This window comes from Arthrobacter cheniae (assembly GCF_003602275.1).
Classification (GTDB): domain Bacteria; phylum Actinomycetota; class Actinomycetes; order Actinomycetales; family Micrococcaceae; genus Arthrobacter_D; species Arthrobacter_D cheniae.
Genome location: NZ_QZVT01000003.1, coordinates 335,705 through 352,783, shown reverse-complemented (window position 1 = coordinate 352,783; position 17,079 = coordinate 335,705). Strand labels below are relative to the sequence as shown.

Sequence of the window (17,079 nt, the reverse complement as noted above, 5' to 3'; positions counted from 1 at the left end):
ACACGCGCGAACAGACTGCGCCATTTCGCCGAACAGCGTACTGTCGAGCCATCGATGGGCTCCATACCCGTCGACGGAAGGCCGCTGATGACGCCGACGGTGCTGACAGGCATCTCGTACGAGTCGGGGAGGCCGCGCCCGGCCTCCAGGCCGGACAGCCTCACCCAACCCTACGAATTCGGGGTGTGCTCACCCCCGGAGCGGAGTTCACGTGGCTACAACCAATACCTCCCAGCAGGACGCCGGAACCACTGTGGGAACCCGAGCGGACATTCGAGCTGCGGCCGGGTCGGCTGACCGCACCGGCGTGGAAGCGCCCGCCCGGCGCAGCTACGTCATCGACACCTCCGTGCTGCTGTCCGATCCCCGCGCGATCCTCAGATTCGCTGAGCACGAGGTGATCCTGCCGATCATCGTCATCACCGAGCTGGAAGGCAAGCGCCACGATCCGGAGCTGGGGTACTTTGCGCGGAAGGCCCTCAGGTTGCTCGATGACCTGAGGGTGACGAACGGTGGACTCGACAGGGACGTCCCCCTCGGGGAAGAGGGCGGAACGCTGCGCGTCGAACTCAATCACGTCTCGCCCGAGGTGCTGCCCGTCGGCTTCAGGAGTGGTGATAACGACTCACGGATCCTGGCGGTGGCGAAGAACCTCTCGGTCGCGGGGCACGACGTCACCGTCGTCTCCAAGGATGTTCCGATGCGTGTCAAAGCCTCAGCCATGGGTCTGCAGGCGGACGAGTACCGCAACGAATTCGTGAAGGACTCCGGCTGGACCGGTGTGGCCGAGCTCGACGCCACGGTGGAGGAGGTCAACGCGCTCTACGACCACGAGGCCGTCTTCATCCCGGCGGGGGCGGAACAACCCGTCAATACGGGCGTCATCATGCTTTCGCAGCGAGGATCGGCGCTGGGGCGGGTCGGTGCGGACAAGCAGATCCGTCTCGTGCGCGGCGATCGCGACGTCTTCGGGCTGCACGGGCGCTCAGCGGAGCAGCGCCTCGCGCTCGACCTGCTGATGGATCCGCAGGTCGGGATCGTATCCCTGGGCGGGCGTGCCGGAACGGGAAAGTCGGCCCTGGCGCTGTGCGCCGGTCTCGAGGCGGTGCTCGAGCGCAGGGACCACCGGAAGGTGGTGGTCTTCCGTCCCCTCTACGCCGTCGGTGGCCAGGAGCTCGGGTACCTGCCCGGGAGCGAGAACGAGAAGATGAACCCGTGGGCGCAGGCCGTCTTCGACACGCTCGGTGCACTGGTGTCGCAGGAGGTCGTGGAGGAAGTCATGGACCGCGGGATGCTCGAGGTACTGCCCCTCACCCATATCCGTGGGCGGAGCCTGCACGACTCCTTCGTGATCGTCGACGAGGCGCAGTCCCTCGAGAAGAACGTGCTCCTCACCGTCATGAGCCGCATCGGACAGAACTCGAAGATCGTCCTGACGCACGATGTCGCGCAGCGTGACAACCTGCGCGTCGGACGGTACGACGGCATCGCGGCCGTCGTCGAGACGCTGAAGGGCCATCCGCTGTTCGGCCACGTCACGCTCACCCGGTCCGAGCGCTCACCGATCGCCGCACTGGTGACGGAACTCCTGGAAGGAGCGGATAACTAGGCCACCGGCCCGGCAGGGTGTGATGACCGGGGCGCCGACGTCCTGTGTATCCACCGTTCGGCCGGCGCCCCGGTCAGGGGCCGGGCAGTCGCGTAGCGTGGGGGCGTGACCGCAGTGCTCGCTGGATACCTGGAACAGGAGCCCGCCGCCTTCGTGCTCCTCGTGGTGGCGCTCGCGGCCTTCGTGGTGTTCGGCCTGCGTCTGGGTCTGACCGACTGGCGCACGCACCGGCTGCCCGATCGGATCGTCCTGCCGTCCTACCCCGCGTCCATCCTCGTCCTCGGTGCAGCGGCGGTGGCCGCCGGCGAGTGGCACCGCGTGCTGGGCATGCTCGGCGGCGGGGTGATCCTCTGGGCCGCCTTCGCGGCGCTGCACCTGCTTCGTCCGAGCGGGCTCGGATTCGGCGACGTCAAGCTCGCCGGGCTGCTCGGCCTCTACCTGGGATTCGCCGGCTGGGCGGAGCTGTGGTGGGGGCCCGTCTTCGGCATCGTGCTCGGTGGCCTCTGGAGTTCGGTCCTCGTCACCGCGCGCAGGGCGACACTGCGCTCATCGGTGGCCTTCGGGCCGTTCCTGATCGCCGGTGCTGCGCTCGCGCTCGCTGTACTACCCTGACAACCGTGCCTACCCCGGATTTCGTCCTAGCCCTCCGCCGCAAGATCGGGCACGATCCCCTGTGGCTGCCCGGCGTCGGGGGCGTGGTGTTCGACGACGAGGGACGGGTACTTCTCGGGCAACGGGCGGACACCGGCGCCTGGACCATCATCACGGGGATGGTCGACCCGGGCGAGGAACCCGCCGTCGCGCTGCGGCGGGAGATCGAGGAGGAGACCGGCGTCGTCGTCGAGGTCGAATCCCTGCTCGATGTCGGCGTCGTCGGGCCGGTCACGTTCCCCAACGGGGACGTGTGCACGTTCCTGACCCTCGACTTCCGGTGCCGATGGGTCGGCGGGACCGCGCGCGTGAACGACGACGAGTCACTGGATGTGCGCTGGTTCCCCCTGGACGCCCTGCCCGCCCTCAACGCGCGGCATCTCGCGCTCGTGCAGGAGGCGGGTAGCTTCGACGGCAGGACCCGTTTCATCTCCTGACGCGGCGGTTGTCCCTCACTGCGCTCGCCGGGCCCCGTGGAACGCCGCCGGCCCGGCAGTCGGGAAACTGCCGGGCCGGCGAGTGATGCGGCGGCAGGGCTACGCCCTACCTCGGTGTCAGGAGTCGGAGCGGGCTGCGGCCCCTGCTGGTGGGACTGTCGGCCGGGAGCCGGACGCACCGACGTCGGCTGACATGCGGGGTCCGGTGGTGGCCGCCGCCGTCGCGCGTTCACGCTCGAGGCGGACCGCTTCCTCTCCGCCGATGGCCTCGCCGCGCGCCACCATGCCCGAGGTGTCGGACAGCGGGATCTCGCGCAGCAGGAGGGCGAGCACCAGGGCGATCACCAGGAACGGGACGAGGTAGAGGAACACGGGCGCCAGGGACTCGGCGTAGTCGCTCACGACGGCGTCGCGCACCTGATCGGGGAGGGCATTCAGCGCGGCCGGATCGAGGGTGGAGGTCGCCTGTCCGGCGGCCTCCGGGGTGGCCCCGAAGGCGGAGAAGGTCCCGTTCAGCCGCTCGGACAGGCGGCTCGTGAAGATCGCACCGAAGACGGCGACACCGAGTGAGGCGCCGACCTCGCGGAAATAGTTGTTCGTGCTCGTCGCGACACCGATCATGGTCGGGGCCACCGAGTTCTGCACCACGAGGACGATGACCTGCATGATGAGTCCCAGACCGGCGCCGAAGAAGAACAGCATGCTGCAGATGACCCAGATGGGCGTAGTCGCCGTGAGGGTGGACATCCAGAGCAGTGTGGCGAGGGTCAGCGAGACGCCGGTGATCGGGTACTTCCGGTAATGGCCCGAGCGTGAGATGGCGATGCCCGAGTAGATCGACGTACCCATGAGGCCCACGATCATCGGGACGAGCAGCAGGCCGGATACGGCCGCTGACGTGCCGGAGGCCATCTGCAGGAAGGTCGGCATGAAGGCGAGCGCCGCGAACATCCCGAGGCCGAGCGTCAGGCCGATCCCCGTGCTGGTCACGAAGGTGCGGTTGCGGAAGAGCTCAAGCGGGATGATGGGATCCTCGGCGCGACGCTCCACCATGACGAAGGCCAGTACCGCCAGGACCATGGCGCCACCGAAGGCCCAGGTCAGGGGCGAGGTCCAGCCCTCCTCGGCGTCACCGCCGAAGTCGGTGAAGAAGATGAGGCAGGTCGTCGCGAGGGACAGCAGGACCACGCCCGGGATGTCGATGCGCTTGGTGGCCTTCTTGGACGGGAGGCGAAGGGTGAACCAGGCGATGGCGAACGCGGCGATACCCACGGGGATGTTGATGTAGAAGGCCCAGTTCCACGTCAGGTGGTCCACGAAGTAGCCGCCGAGGAGTGGTCCGGCAACGGCGCTGAGGCCGAAGATGCCGCCCAGGGGGCCCATGTACTTGCCGCGCTCGTTCGCGGGGACGATGTCGGCGATGATCGCCTGCGACAGGATCATGAGCCCGCCACCGCCGAGGCCCTGGATGGCCCGGAAGATGACGAAGGCCCAGAAGTCGGTGGCGCACGCGCAGCCGATGGAGGCGATGGTGAACAGGGCGATGGCGAAGAGGAACAGGTTGCGGCGTCCGAGGACATCGCCGAACTTCCCGTAGATCGGCATCACGATCGTGGTCGCGAGGAGGTACGCCGTCGTGATCCAGACCTGGTGCTCGACGCCGCCGAGCTGGCCCACGATGGTGGGCATGGCGGTCGAGACGATGGTCTGGTCGAGGCTGGAGAGCAGCATCCCGGCGATGAGTGCCGAGAAGATGATCCAGATGCGTTTCTGCGTCAGGAGGAGCGGGCCGTCGGGCGCCGTCGTGGTACTCATGCTGGGTCCTGGTTCTGGGAGGCGGGGACGTCGGAGGACAGCCCGGGTGCTGCGGATGGGAAGAGGTAGCGCAGCGCCTCGACGTTCCGGCGGAACACCTCGGCGTAGGTCAGGGCGTTGCCCTCGGCGAAGAACTCGTCGAGCGACCGGCGGGCGAGTCCGCCGAGGACGAAGGTGGCGACACGGGCAGCCGGGTCATCCGACGGCAGGCCCTCCCTCGCCAGGATGAGTTCCGTCAGGAGCTGGGACTTCGATTCGGCCCGGGCGAAGATGCGCGCCATGAGCTGCGGCTCCCGCTGCAGGACCGCGGACATGGTCCGGTACTCCTCGCGGGACATAGCCATCCTGCTGCCGAACTCGGCGAACAGCACGGTGAGGGCCTCGAGGAGGGGTACGGGTGGGTCGGCCCTTCCCGATTCCACGAAGGCGTCGAGCAGCTCCTCCGGGCGGGCCTCGTCCGAGTGGCCCAGGACGGCGTCCTCCTTGGAGGGGAAGTAGTTGAAGAACGTGCGGCGGGAGATACCCACCTCGTCGCAGAGCTGCTCGACGGTGAAGCCCGTCAGGCCGTGCTCCAGCGTCAGTCGTCGCGCCGCCGCGACGAGGGAGGACCTTGTCTGGAGGCGTTTCCGTTCCCGCAGCCCGAGATTCTGGTTCGTTGCACTGAAAGTCACGAAGTACATATTTGCACTCTCTCTCAGAGAGTGCAAATTGCCGTCACGGCACATGCAGAAGGGGTGCACCGCAAGCAACGGCACACCCCTTCGGTGGATCCTGGGGAGGTCAGCCCTGGGGCGGCCGCGTCATCGACAGCACGTCGAGGGCCGAGTCCAGCTGCTCCACCGTGAGCTCGCCCCGCTCCACGAATCCGAGGGCGAGAACGGACTCGCGGACCGTGAGCCCTTCCGCGACGGCCTTCTTCGCGATCTTGGCGGCATTCTCGTAGCCGATGTACTTGTTCAGCGGGGTCACGATCGAAGGCGATGCCTCGGCGAGGAAACGAGCCCGCTCGACGTTCGCGGTGATGCCGTCGATCATGCGGTCGGCCGAGACCCGGGTCGAGTTGCTGAGCAGGCGGATCGACTCGAGGACGTTGCGCGCGATCACGGGGATGCCGACGTTGAGCTCGAACGCACCGTTGGTGCCGGACCACGCGACCGTGGCGTCATTGCCTACGACCTGCGCGCACACCATGATGACCGCCTCGGCGATGACCGGGTTCACCTTTCCGGGCATGATCGAGGAGCCGGGCTGGAGGTCGGGCAACGAGATCTCACCCAGTCCCGTGTTGGGTCCGGAGCCGAGCCAGCGCAGGTCGTTGTGGATCTTGGTGAGGGAGACGGCGATGGTGCGCAGCATGCCCGAGATCTCCACGAGCGAGTCGCGGTTCGCCTGCGCCTCGAAGTGGTCCCGGGCCTCGGTGAGGGGGAGGCCCGTGTCCGCGGCGAGGAGTTCGATCACGCGCGCCGAGAAACCTGCCGGGGTGTTGATGCCGGTTCCGACGGCGGTCCCGCCCAGCGGCACCTCGGCGACGCGGGGGAGGGACGCCTCGATGCGCTCGATCCCGTAACGGACCTGCGCGGCGTAACCGCCGAACTCCTGGCCCAGGGTGACCGGCGTGGCATCCATGAGGTGCGTCCGGCCGGACTTCACGACGGTCTTGAATTCGTCGGCCTTGCGCTCCAGCGCCTCGGCGAGATGCGCCAGGGCGGGGATGAGGTCCTTCACGAGGGCGGAGGTCGCCGCGACGTGGACGGACGTCGGAAAGACGTCGTTGGAGGACTGCGACGCGTTGACGTGGTCGTTCGGGTGGACGGACGCCGTACTTCCGGCGGCTTCGAGCGCGCGGCTGGCGAGGGTCGCGATGACCTCGTTGGCGTTCATGTTCGACGACGTGCCGGAGCCGGTCTGGTAGATATCGACCGGGAAGTCGCCGTCGTACCGGCCGGAGGCCACATCCTCCGCTGCGGCCTCGATGGCCCGCGCGCGCTCGTCGTCGAGCACGCCGAGTTCGGCGTTCGCGGTGGCCGCGGCCTTCTTGATCCGGGCAAGGGCCTCGATATGGGCCCGCTCGAGGGTGGTCCCGGAAATCGGGAAGTTCTCCACGGCGCGCTGCGTCTGCGCGCGGTACAGGGCGTTGACCGGGACGCGGACCTCACCCATGGTGTCGTGTTCGATGCGGTACTCCGCACCCTCCAGGCTGGTACCGCCGGTAGGGGAGCTGGAATCGGGGCTGGCTGCAGGCGTTGGAGTCATGCGGCAATTCTCGCCGTTCGCTCTACACTGCGCCAAATCCCGTCACGAGCACGGCCTTGCCTTCATCCAGGCGGTAGGAGACACCGATGACGGCCACGTTCCCGCGCTCGACGGCGTCCGCGATGACCCGTGAGCTGTCGACGAGGCGGCGGGAGGTCTGCCTTGTGTGTTCGATGACCGTGGCGTTGACCTCTGTGACGCCGGAGCGGCGGGCGGTCAGCACCGACGGCGTGATCCGCTCGACGAGGTCCCGGAGGAACCCGATCGGCATCACGCCGGTGTCGATCGCGTTCATGGTCGCGGTCACGGCTCCGCAGTTGTCATGCCCGAGGACCACGATCAGGGGCACGCCCAGCACGCTGACGCTGTACTCCAGCGAGCCGAGGACGGCATCGTCGATCACCTGGCCGGCCGTCCGCACCACGAAGACGTCCCCCAGCCCGAGATCGAAGATGATCTCCGCGGCCAGGCGCGAATCGGAGCAGCCGAAGATGACGGCGAAGGGGTTCTGGTCGTTGACGAGGGCCGTGCGGCGCGAGGCGTCCTGGTTCGGATGGGAAACGTCCGAGGCGACGAAGCGGTCATTGCCTTCCTGGAGGCGGAGCCATGCGGCGGCGGGCGTCAGTTGCTGGGTCACGCCGCCCACTGTACTGTCCGGTGTCTTTGGACCTGTCCTCAGGAGCCGTCCGTGTCCGAAGATGACAGGCGCTCGGCCTCCTCGACGGCGTTCTGCCGGACGTCCTCGATGACGGCCCCACCCATCGTGTCGAATTCGGTCAGCGAGGCCTCACCATTCAGGATGACGGTCGAGCCGTCGACCTCGGACGTCAGGACCGTGTCGCCATCCGGTGCGTCCAGCAGTTGCCATTCGATCCCGCCGATGGTCCGTGTACCCGAAACCTGCGCGTCGCCGACGCGCTGGGCCACCCACGTGGGATTGGAGTCGTCGGTCTGCGTGAGCTGGATGAAGCCGGTGTCCGCGGTGAGGAACCCGACCTCCCAGTAGTCGACACCATCACTGCGGCCGGTCACCCAGCGGGCGTAGTTCGAGGACCAGTCCTCCGGCAGCCCGGGTGCGGCCGGGAGGTAGCCGGCATCGCCCGCTGCCTGTCGCGCGACGGTTGCGACGTCGATGTCGCGCCGGTAGGTCTCGGCCGTATAGGTCGGGTTGAGGAAGTAGACGGGCAGGACGACGGCGATGGTCGCGCCGGTGGCGATCAGCATGCCGCGGGCGGTGGAACTGGCGCGCTTCGCCTGGTTCGGTGTGAGGGTGATGGGCGGCGCGTCGTCGTTCAGTTCCGCCTCGAGCCGCGCGTCCGCTGCCGCCTGCTGCGTCCGCCGGCCGGCGTCGTCATGACCGGCGCCGTCGTGGCCGGCGCCGTCGTGTCCGGAGCCCGCTTCGGTCGCTCGGGTGTCCCGCTCTTCGCCTTGGTTGCTCACCCCTCCATTTTCGCTGACGCTCGGCGCCCTGCCTAACCGGAGGGGCGCCGTCGGGTGTGTGCGTGCCGAGCGTCACGGGGTGCGGTGTACTCGGCTCGCCTATGATGACAGCACGGAACAGGGACGCCCGCGTCCTGCCGAGCAACCTTCGACGATGAGGATAGACGTGTCCCAAAAAGCCACCAATGCCCAGTATTCGACACTGTCACCGGCCCTGGCCGTCGGGGATGACGAGCCGGACCGGAACCTCGCCCTGGAACTCGTCCGCGTCACGGAGGCCGCGGCGATCGCCGGCGGCCACTGGGTGGGCTTCGGTGACAAGAACCTCGCCGACGGCGCTGCCGTGGACGCGATGCGCTCGCTGCTCCAGACGGTCCATTTCAACGGCATCGTGGTCATCGGCGAGGGCGAGAAGGACGAGGCGCCCATGCTCTTCAACGGAGAGCACGTCGGTGACGGAAGCGGACCCGAGTGCGACGTCGCCGTCGACCCGATCGACGGGACCCGCCTGGCCGCCCTCGGCATCAACAATGCCCTTGCGGTGCTCGCTGTAGCGGAGCGCGGTTCGATGTTCGACCCGTCCGCCGTGTTCTACATGGAGAAGCTCGTCACGGGCCCCGAGGCCGCCGACATGGTGGACCTGCGCCTGCCCGTGAAGCAGAACCTCCACCTCATCGCCAAGGCGACCAACAAGAAGGTCAGCCAGCTCAACGTCATGATCCTCGACCGCGACCGGCACAAGCCGCTCGTGGAGGAGATCCGCGCCGCGGGTGCCCGCACGAAGTTCCTCATGGACGGCGACGTCGCAGGCGCCATCGCCGCAGCCCGCGAGGGCACCGACGTCGACGCCCTCATGGGCATCGGCGGAACACCCGAGGGCATCGTCGCGGCGTGCGCCATCAAGTCCCTCGGCGGTGTCATCCAGGGACGGCTCTGGCCCACGAGCGACGAGGAGAAGCAGAAGGCGATCGACGCCGGCCACGACCTCGACCGCGTGCTGTCCACCAACGACCTCGTCACGAGCGACAACTGCTACTTCGCGGCGACGGGCATCACCGACGGTGACCTGCTGCGTGGCGTCCGCTACAGCAAGGACAAGGTCCTCACCCAGTCCATGGTCATGCGTTCGAAGTCCGGCACCATCCGTGTCGTCGACGGCGAGCACCAGGCCCACAAGTGGGAGACCTACGCACGCATCAGGTAGCCGCGCCGGGGCGCGCACCCTCCGCCGGAAGGCGGTACCGGCGCGCCCCTATAGGCTGGTCGGATGAGTCTTTCCGTGTCGCCCTGCCTCGATCGCGCCCTCTGGGACACCACCGTCAACCAGCTGGGAGGCCACCCCCAGCAGCTGTGGGGCTGGGGTCAGACGAAGGCCGCACACGGCTGGAGCGCCGACCGCGTCCTCGTCGCCGAGGACGGCGTGGTCATCGGAGCGGCGCAGTTGGTCCTGAAGGCCCTGCCGGTCCCGCTGCGGAATCTCGCCTATATCCCGCGCGGACCCCAGACGGCCGAGGGCCGCGGTGTCGAGGTCCTCGAAGCCATCGCGGGCTACGTCCGCGCAGCCCACCGTTCGGTCGCGCTGTCCATCGAACCGGACTGGAACGCGGACAGCGACGCCGTGCGCGCCCTTCCCGCCGCCGGCTGGACCCAGAGCCGGAACACCATCCTGATCGGCCGGACGCTCATCCTAGACCTGGCCCGCTCCGAGGACGACCTCCTGGCGGGGATGTCGAAGAAGCACCGGCAGTACATCCGCAAGTCCGGTCGTGAGGGGCTGGACATCCGTCGTGTTGTGCGTAGCGAGATTAGCGCGTGCCTCGACGTCTACCGGCTGACGGCGGAGCGGGCCGGCTTCGGGATCCACGAGGACTCCTACTACCTGGACATCTTCGACAACCTGGGTGAGGCCTCACCCGTATATGCGGCGTTCCGGGGGGACGACGTCGTCGCCTTCCTCTGGATCTCCACGACGGACACCACGAGCTTCGAGCTCTACGGCGGCATGACCGACGAGGGCGAGCGGCTGCGTGCCAACTACGCGCTGAAGTGGTTCGCGATCCAGGAGATGAAGGCCCGCGGAGTCACGCGCTACGACTTCAACGGACTGCTCAACGACGGCGTCTCCCGCTTCAAGATGGGCTGGGCGCAGCACGAGGACCAGCTCGCCGGTACCTGGGACCTGCCGCTCTCGCCGTTCTATCCCCTGTTCAGCCGCGCGCTGCCCCTCGCCAAACGGGGCATGCAGCTGGCCCGCCGGCAGGCTGGACGAGCGCTCGGGCTGGTGCGGAAGGTCCGCGGAAGCCGCGCCTAGAGGGCGGGCGTCTTCCCGCCGACGGTGACGGCGAAGGCCAGGACCGGACCGTCGGTCCCGCCGTGGGCGTCCGCTGCCGGGCGGACGACGAGGGGCGCCTCCGACGCCGCGACGAAGGCGCTGCCGCCGCGTGGCACCAAGAGGGTCGAGTTCGGGGTGTCCAGCAGGATCGGCCCGCTGACCGCGAGGACCACCACCGGACCGTTCTGCACCACGGGGACATGGGCAGGAGTCATGCTCTCGGCGGCAGGCAGGGCGCTGTCCGGCCGGCCGTCGTCGGAGCCGTCGGCCGATGTCCCGGAGGGGCCCGCAGCAGGATCCCCCAGAACGATCCGCTGCAGCTGGAACTCGTCGAACGGGGGGCGGTAGAGCTCCTGGTCGAGGAGGGTGTACTCGGCAGCCAGCGACCGTGGGGCGTGGGGCTCGAAGGCGACGGTGGAGAGCAGCTCCTCGGTATCCACGTGCTTGGGGGTCAGGCCGCCCCGCAGCACGTTGTCCGAGGACGCCATGACTTCGATGCCCAACCCGCTCAGGTAGGCGTGGATCTTTCCTGCCGGAAGGTAGAGGGCTTCACCGGGGCGCAGGGAGACGCGGTTCAGCAGAAGTGCCACGAGGACACCGGGATCCCCGGGGTATTGGCCGGACAGCTCTGCGATGGTCCCGAGGTCACGGCCGACGGGGCCGGCAGCTTCGGCAGGAGAAACGGTGTCGACCGCCCGGCGCGCCGCTGCGTGCTCGACGTCCTGCACGATCTCCTGCGGTGCCCCGAGCAGCATCGTGAAGGCCGGGCGCAGGGCGTCCTCCCCTCCGGATGCCAGGAGCGCAGACACGGCGTCGAGCAGCTCGTGCGACGCCGAGCCGGGCTCGACGGCGGAGGCGAGGACGCTGAAGATCCCCACGGACTCGGGGAGGGGCCGGAATCCGCACAGGGTTTCGAACGGCGCCAACGCGTAGAGCAGCTCGGGCTTGTGGTTCCGGTCCCGGTAGTTGCGGTTCGGCGCATTCTGCGGGATGCCGGCGGCCTCCTCGGCGTCGAAGCCGGCCACGGCCTGCTCGAGGCTCGGGTGCACCTGGAGCGACAGGGCCGAGCCCGCCGCGAGCACCTTCAGGAGGAAGGGGAGCCGGCCCTCGTAACGATCCGCGACGTCGTCACCGAGGAGTGATCGAGGATCCTGCTCGATGAGGTCGTGCAGGCTGTGCCGGGTGCCGTCCGGCCGCACGACCTGCGAGGGCGAGTCGGGGTGGGCTCCGACCCACAGTTCCGCCTCCGGTCCGCCTGAGGGCTCCCTGCCCAGCAGGTCGGCGATCGCATGCCTCGACCCCCAGGCGTACGGGCGGAGGGGGTTGTCGAGGAGGTGCATCGTCGGAATCCTTCGCTGGTGGTAGTCCTGCTCGTAGCTCGTCAAGCGGGGGAGCACTGACCGTTGTCGGCCAGCAGGTCGCCGAGCGTGGCGTCGTCGCCGATCGTGGCGAGCTCCTGCAGGTACTCCTCGGTGATGCCGTCGTCGGTGGTCTGCGATGGCACCTGCGCGACGACGCCGGCGCGATCGAGCTGCAGGACGCCTGCAGCGCCCGGGTCGGCATCTGCCTGGACGAACATCTCCTGCACGCGGCTGTGGATGAGGTCGAACTCGGGGTAGGTCACGAAGTTCTCCGCGGGGGTGCCGAAATCTGGAGGCCCGATCGTCAGGCGCCGGGTCTCCTGTCCCTTGGCCTTGATGGCGAGGTCCACGAAGCTCGCGAGCTGGTCCTGCGGTAGGTCGGTCTCGACGATCTGCGTACCGGCAGCGGCGATGGACTGGAACCTCGTGAGCAGAGTAGCAGGATCGAGCTGCGCGATCATCGCCTGCTGCACGCACTGCTGCCGGGAGATCCGATCGTAGTCCGTGACGAACTCGCGCGACCTCGCGTACCAGAGGGCGTGGTAGCCGTCGAGGGTCTGGACGCCGGGTCTGATCCAGCCGTCCGGCGGGTAGTGGCGGATCGGATCGGTGCCCGGGATCTCGGCGGCCGTGATGGGGACCCACCCCCCGGCGTCGATCCGGATACCTCCCATGGCGTCCACGAGCTGCTCGAAGCCACCCATGTCGACCATCAGATAGGCCTGCACCTCGATACCGAGGACTCCGCTCGCGGCGTCCATCATGGCCTCGGCGCCCGGGTCCGTCGCGTCGGGATAGAGGTCTGCGTAGTTCTGCGTCACGTCGGTATAGAGGCTGTTGATGATGCAGGGATCCCCGCAGTTGTAGCCGTCGGGATAGATGCCCCACAGGGGGGAGTCCTCGGAGAACTGCGCATTCTGGAAGTTCCGGGGGATGCTGAAGGTCACGGTGGAGCCGGTCTCGGCGTCGACACTGACGACCGAGATGCTGTCGGGCCTGCGGCCGGTGCGGTCCTCGCCGGCGTCGCCACCCATCAGCAGGAAGTTGTAGCGACCGTCCACGGGATCGAAGGCGGGTCCGGACTGGAAGATGGACCCCACGGTTGCCCGTCCGACATTGAGGACGTACGCGCCGTAGAGGACGGAGCCGCTGGTCAGCAGCATCAGGAGCGCAAGCGCTCCTGCCACGAGCGGGCGCACCCCGCGGTCCAGCAGGGGCATGCGGATCAACCGCAGGGTGTTGATGAAGAGAAGAGCCCAGCCCAGGGCGATACCGAGCATCACCACGATCAGGACCAGCGACCACCAGCGGTTCGTCACGATACCCACCACGAGGGATCGCTCGGTCAGTGCGAGCACGATCCCGAGCAGGACCAGCGCCCAGCACGCGAAGGTGATCCGCAGCGCCCGCCGGCCCAGGCGTCGATCACCTGCGACGATCTGCGCGGATCCCGGCAGGACGAGGGTCATGGCCAGGAGGACGAAGGCCCGCTTGGTGCGGACGGGGGGTGGCGCGGACTCGGGGTACCTGACCGGGTCGATCAGGCCCGAGCTGTTCCCGGCGTCGGCGCCCTGGACACGCATTCCGGAGATCATGAGCCGTCCGCCGTCGGCGTCGAGATCCGTGACCGCAGGGCTGCACCCTTCTCCTCGGCCGTCCGCCGGAGGGCACCGGCGAACTCCACAAGCTGCCCGCGCAGCACCTGCGCCTGGTCATCGGTACCCGCGGCGAGCATGCGGACCGCGAGGAGCCCCGCGTTGCGTGCGCCCCCGATCGACACGGTGGCGACGGGCACTCCGGCCGGCATCTGCACGATCGACAGCAGCGAGTCCATGCCGTCGAGGTAGCGCAGGGGGACCGGCACCCCGATCACGGGCAGCGGTGTCACCGAGGCGAGCATCCCGGGAAGGTGGGCTGCCCCTCCGGCTCCGGCGATGATGACGCGCAGGCCCCGCTCATGGGCGGTGCGGCCGTACTCGATCATCGCCGTCGGCATACGGTGCGCGGACACGACGTCGGCCTCGAAAGGGATGCAGAACTCTGCCAGCGCAGCCGCTGCGGCCTCCATGACCGGCCAGTCCGAGTCCGAGCCCATCACGAGTCCTACCTGGGCGTTCGTCACTGCATTCCCTTCGGTCATTCCTGATTGGTGGAGGGCGCTTCCATGCCGTCGCGGAGTATCGCGGCAACCCTCGCGGCCCTTGCGCGAACGGCGGCGAGTGGTTCCCCCGGGCCCGCCAACGCGTTCACATGGCCGATCTTGCGACCCGGACGCACGTCCTTGCCGTAGATGTGCACTTTAGCCGACGGCCCTGAGGAGAACGCCGATCGGTAAGCCCCATAGAGGTCTGTGTTCGAACCTCCGAGGACGTTCTTCATCACGGCGTGCTGTGCCACGGGCTCCGTCGATCCGAGCGGGAGATCGAGGACGGCACGCAGGTGCTGCTCGAACTGCCCCGTCACGGAGCCGTCCATGGTCCAGTGGCCGGAGTTGTGGGGGCGCATGGCGAGCTCGTTGACCAGGTACCCCACGCCGACCCCGGGAGTCTCGAAGAGTTCGACGGCCATGACCCCCGTCACACCCAGGCTCTCGGCGAGTCGCAGTGCGGCGGCGGTGAGGGACGCGGCGAGATCGTCGGGCAGGCCGGGCGCCGGCGCGAGCACCTCGTCGCAGACACTGTCGACCTGGATCGACTCGACGACCGGCCACGTGATGGCCTCACCCGACGGACGCCGGGCCACGAGCACGGAGAGCTCGCGGCTGAACGGCACGAACTGCTCGACGAGCAGTTCGCCGCCCGTGAACCAGGACTCTGCCGCAGGCAGGGCGGCGGCGTCCCGGAGCACCAATACGCCCTTGCCGTCGTATCCGCCGCGCGGGGTCTTCAGGACGACGGGCCAGCCCGTCTCGTCGGCGAAGGCCTCGACGCCGGCCGTTTCCGTCACCGCCCGCCACTGGGGGTTCGGCAGGCCGAGGTCATCCACGGCTCGGCGCATCACCAGTTTGTCCTGTGCATGGATCAGGGCCGCCGGCGAAGGGTGGATGACGACACCCTCGCGCTCGAGCTCCTCGAGGAGCCCACCCGGGACATGCTCATGATCGAAGGTCACGACGTCGACGCCGGCGGCGAACGCGCGCAGCGTCTCACGGTCCCGGTAGTCGCCGACCTGCGCGTGGGCCACGGCGGCTACGGCCGAGACGTCCGGGCCTTCTGCAAGCACGTGGAGTTCGAGGCCGAGTTCGACGGCGGGGCCAGACATCATGCGCGCGAGTTGGCCGCCGCCCACTACGCCTATCACGGGAAAAGTCACCATCACAGGGTACCCACGGAGCTCGCCGGGAGTGTCATCGGGTGCCGGACCGGGCTATCCAGGGGCCGTGTCCGGGGGCTGTTTCCGGGTGCCGGAAGGGCCGGCTGCGCACGGGGACGCGGACAGATTCACGGTGAGCTCTCAGCCCGTCCCCAGGGATTCGACGACACAACAGGCTGTGCCTGCCCGTAAAATGGAGGAAATCACGCCATGCAAAGGTCAGCCGGGTGGTCCGCTCGGGTGACCTCCATCGTGGCTCGTCCAGTGATCGCCGGGTCGACGCCCCGCGGTACATGGTGTTCGTACCCAGACCGCGGAGGTAAGCAGTGGCAGGACTCATGGACAGGATCAGGGGCCTCGCGTCCCTCTTTTGGCGCGAGGTGGCGAAGTTCGGTGCTGTCGGCGGCATGGCCTTCGTCATAGACAACGGCCTGTACTGGTACCTCATCCACGGTCCCATGAGCGGGAGCGAGGTCAAGGCTCGCTTCGTCTCCGCCGGAATCGCGACCATCTTCGCCTGGGTGGCCAACCGCTACTGGACCTTCCGGCACCGCCGTCAGCCCAATGCAGCGCGCGAGCTCGTCATGTTCGTCTTCATCAACATCATCGGCATGGGAATCGCGGCCGGGTGTGTCTGGATCGCGAAGTACCCGTTCGATGTGACCGAGCCGAGCTCCCTGTTCCTCGTCGGCATCTTCGGCACTCTCCTCGCCACCCTGGTCCGCTTCGTGGCGTATCGATTCTGGGTCTTCAACGTAGAACTGGATGCCGAACCCGAGTTCAGCCACGACCAGGAGATCATCCATCCGCACGGCGTGCGCCGGCCCGGGTCGGCGCAATCAGCGCAGGCAGCCGGCCACGAGCCCGTCAGGCAGGCCCCAGGCGGCAAGTGATGCGCTCTCCGGCCATCATGCTCTCCGTGACCGGAACTCCCTCGTCCACGATCACGAGCGTGCCCTCGTCCTGCCAGACAGCAATCGCGACGGCGAGGGCCCGCAGCGGACCGGAGCCCGGTTCGAGGAGGACCGTCGCAGGGTGCGCCGAGACACCGCCGGCTGCAGGCAACGTCACCGAGTCCAGAAGTTCGGCCCCCGTCACCAGGCGGCCCCCGACGGACACGAGGGGTGCGTCGCCGGAATCGGCAGCAGAGCCGAAGAAGACATCACCGTGGGAGCGCACCTCGGCAGCGAAGTCGATGGCGCCCGGCGGCAAGGGGCCGTCCCAGCGCATCGCCAGGGAGCCGAGAGCCACGCATACGAGCTGGCGTGGAGGCTCGATCCCGGGTACGGCGCGGGAGGACAGGATGATGTCGCCACCGCCGATCACGTCCGCTGCTCCGCCCCGACCGCCGCGGTCGTCTGGGTCGCGGTCGTCGGTGTCGCGATCGCTGTCGCTGTCGAGGACGACGACGGCACCCACCTGCCAGCAGGCGAAGGCGAGTGCGAGGGTCTTCCAGTGCACCGGCAGGTCGAAGGCCACCGCGGTTTCATCGGAAGCGTCGAGCTCGTCGACGAGGAGGTTGGCGCCCTTAGCGACCCAGTTGTCGAACACCCGCCCTGACAGCTCGATGCGCCCGTCCGCGCCGTGCCAGACGAGCCGGGGTGAGGACGCACTGACCGACCTCATGTGGGCGAGGATTCCTGCGGGCGTTCGTGGCATGGCGGCCTCTTCCGTTCGATGATGGGTACTTGCCGACGCGCCGATGAAGACAGGTAGTCACACCGGCGTGGCGCCCGTGATTGTCTCGAGCCGACTCTATAAGCTTCCTCCCCGGCTTGCGAAAATCGACTTACACCCGTGTAATTAGGTATCGGATTTGTTCCAGCAGCGGGGCGCGAGGGTCGACCCATGCTGATGTTGGAACGGCAA

General features: G+C 68.3%; 16 protein-coding genes. 6 read left to right on the top strand and 10 right to left on the bottom strand.

What is annotated here, in order from left to right; translation table 11 throughout:
- The first annotated feature begins 271 nt into the window (after positions 1-271).
- The 3 genes from D6T63_RS07135 to D6T63_RS07125 all read left to right on the top strand — a co-directional run bounded on the left by D6T63_RS07135 (position 272) and on the right by D6T63_RS07125 (position 2,697).
- Positions 272-1,609, top strand: coding sequence for a PhoH family protein (locus D6T63_RS07135; RefSeq protein WP_235830628.1), 1,338 nt, complete (start codon positions 272-274; stop codon positions 1,607-1,609).
- 105 nt (positions 1,610-1,714) lie between these two features.
- Positions 1,715-2,221: a prepilin peptidase gene (locus D6T63_RS07130; protein ID WP_120148308.1), complete on the top strand. Its 507-nt coding sequence runs from the start codon at positions 1,715-1,717 to the stop codon at positions 2,219-2,221.
- A 5-nt stretch (positions 2,222-2,226) separates the two neighbouring features.
- Positions 2,227-2,697, top strand: a complete 471-nt coding sequence (locus D6T63_RS07125; protein WP_120148307.1) for an NUDIX hydrolase — start codon at positions 2,227-2,229, stop codon at positions 2,695-2,697.
- A 117-nt stretch (positions 2,698-2,814) separates the two neighbouring features.
- Here the strand turns inward: D6T63_RS07125 and D6T63_RS07120 are convergent, their stop codons facing one another.
- The 5 genes from D6T63_RS07120 to D6T63_RS07100 form a co-directional block, all read right to left on the bottom strand.
- Positions 2,815-4,512, bottom strand: a complete 1,698-nt coding sequence (locus tag D6T63_RS07120) for an MDR family MFS transporter (RefSeq protein WP_120148306.1) — start codon at positions 4,510-4,512, stop codon at positions 2,815-2,817.
- Positions 4,509-5,192 carry a TetR/AcrR family transcriptional regulator gene (locus D6T63_RS07115; RefSeq protein WP_182976912.1) on the bottom strand — a complete coding sequence of 228 codons (684 nt, stop codon included), beginning with the start codon at positions 5,190-5,192 and terminating at the stop codon, positions 4,509-4,511. Before D6T63_RS07115 ends, D6T63_RS07120 begins: the two co-directional genes overlap by 4 nt.
- Before the next feature lie 100 nt (positions 5,193-5,292).
- Positions 5,293-6,765, bottom strand: a complete 1,473-nt coding sequence (locus D6T63_RS07110; RefSeq protein ID WP_120148304.1) for a class II fumarate hydratase — start codon at positions 6,763-6,765, stop codon at positions 5,293-5,295.
- A gap of 22 nt (positions 6,766-6,787) precedes the next feature.
- Positions 6,788-7,402, bottom strand: a complete 615-nt coding sequence (locus tag D6T63_RS07105) for a carbonic anhydrase (RefSeq protein WP_120148470.1) — start codon at positions 7,400-7,402, stop codon at positions 6,788-6,790.
- A 38-nt stretch (positions 7,403-7,440) separates the two neighbouring features.
- Positions 7,441-8,205 (bottom strand): DUF4245 domain-containing protein, encoded by a 765-nt coding sequence (locus D6T63_RS07100; RefSeq protein WP_235830598.1) that lies wholly within the window; start codon positions 8,203-8,205, stop codon positions 7,441-7,443.
- 154 nt (positions 8,206-8,359) lie between these two features.
- On the opposite strand from D6T63_RS07100, the gene glpX reads away from it, so the two are divergent.
- Positions 8,360-9,409 (top strand): class II fructose-bisphosphatase, encoded by a 1,050-nt coding sequence (glpX, locus tag D6T63_RS07095; RefSeq protein WP_120148303.1) that lies wholly within the window; start codon positions 8,360-8,362, stop codon positions 9,407-9,409.
- A gap of 63 nt (positions 9,410-9,472) precedes the next feature.
- Positions 9,473-10,516 (top strand): lipid II:glycine glycyltransferase FemX, encoded by a 1,044-nt coding sequence (locus D6T63_RS07090; protein ID WP_120148302.1) that lies wholly within the window; start codon positions 9,473-9,475, stop codon positions 10,514-10,516.
- Here D6T63_RS07090 and manA read toward each other — a convergent pair.
- From manA to D6T63_RS07070, 4 genes are read right to left on the bottom strand one after another with little or no spacing between them, the layout of a single operon-like run.
- On the bottom strand, positions 10,513-11,877 hold the full coding sequence (gene manA / locus D6T63_RS07085; protein ID WP_120148301.1) for a mannose-6-phosphate isomerase, class I: 1,365 nt from the start codon (positions 11,875-11,877) through the stop codon (positions 10,513-10,515). The genes D6T63_RS07090 and manA overlap by 4 nt on opposite strands.
- A gap of 41 nt (positions 11,878-11,918) precedes the next feature.
- Positions 11,919-13,493, bottom strand: a complete 1,575-nt coding sequence (locus tag D6T63_RS07080) for an LCP family protein (protein ID WP_235830597.1) — start codon at positions 13,491-13,493, stop codon at positions 11,919-11,921.
- The gene (gene purE, locus D6T63_RS07075) at positions 13,490-14,038 is read right to left on the bottom strand and encodes a 5-(carboxyamino)imidazole ribonucleotide mutase (RefSeq protein ID WP_120148299.1); all 549 of its coding nucleotides are present in this window, start codon (positions 14,036-14,038) and stop codon (positions 13,490-13,492) included. The genes D6T63_RS07080 and purE overlap by 4 nt, the downstream gene beginning before the upstream one ends.
- Entirely contained in the window at positions 14,035-15,162 is a 1,128-nt protein-coding gene (locus D6T63_RS07070; RefSeq protein ID WP_235830596.1) for a 5-(carboxyamino)imidazole ribonucleotide synthase, read from the bottom strand. The genes purE and D6T63_RS07070 overlap by 4 nt, the downstream gene beginning before the upstream one ends.
- 386 nt (positions 15,163-15,548) lie before the next feature.
- On the opposite strand from D6T63_RS07070, the gene D6T63_RS07065 reads away from it, so the two are divergent.
- Positions 15,549-16,103: a GtrA family protein gene (locus D6T63_RS07065; RefSeq protein WP_120148297.1), complete on the top strand. Its 555-nt coding sequence runs from the start codon at positions 15,549-15,551 to the stop codon at positions 16,101-16,103.
- On the opposite strand, the gene D6T63_RS07060 is transcribed toward D6T63_RS07065, so the two are convergent.
- On the bottom strand, positions 16,078-16,869 hold the full coding sequence (locus D6T63_RS07060; protein ID WP_147394313.1) for a TIGR03089 family protein: 792 nt from the start codon (positions 16,867-16,869) through the stop codon (positions 16,078-16,080). The genes D6T63_RS07065 and D6T63_RS07060 overlap by 26 nt on opposite strands.
- Between the last annotated feature and the right edge of the window lie 210 nt (positions 16,870-17,079).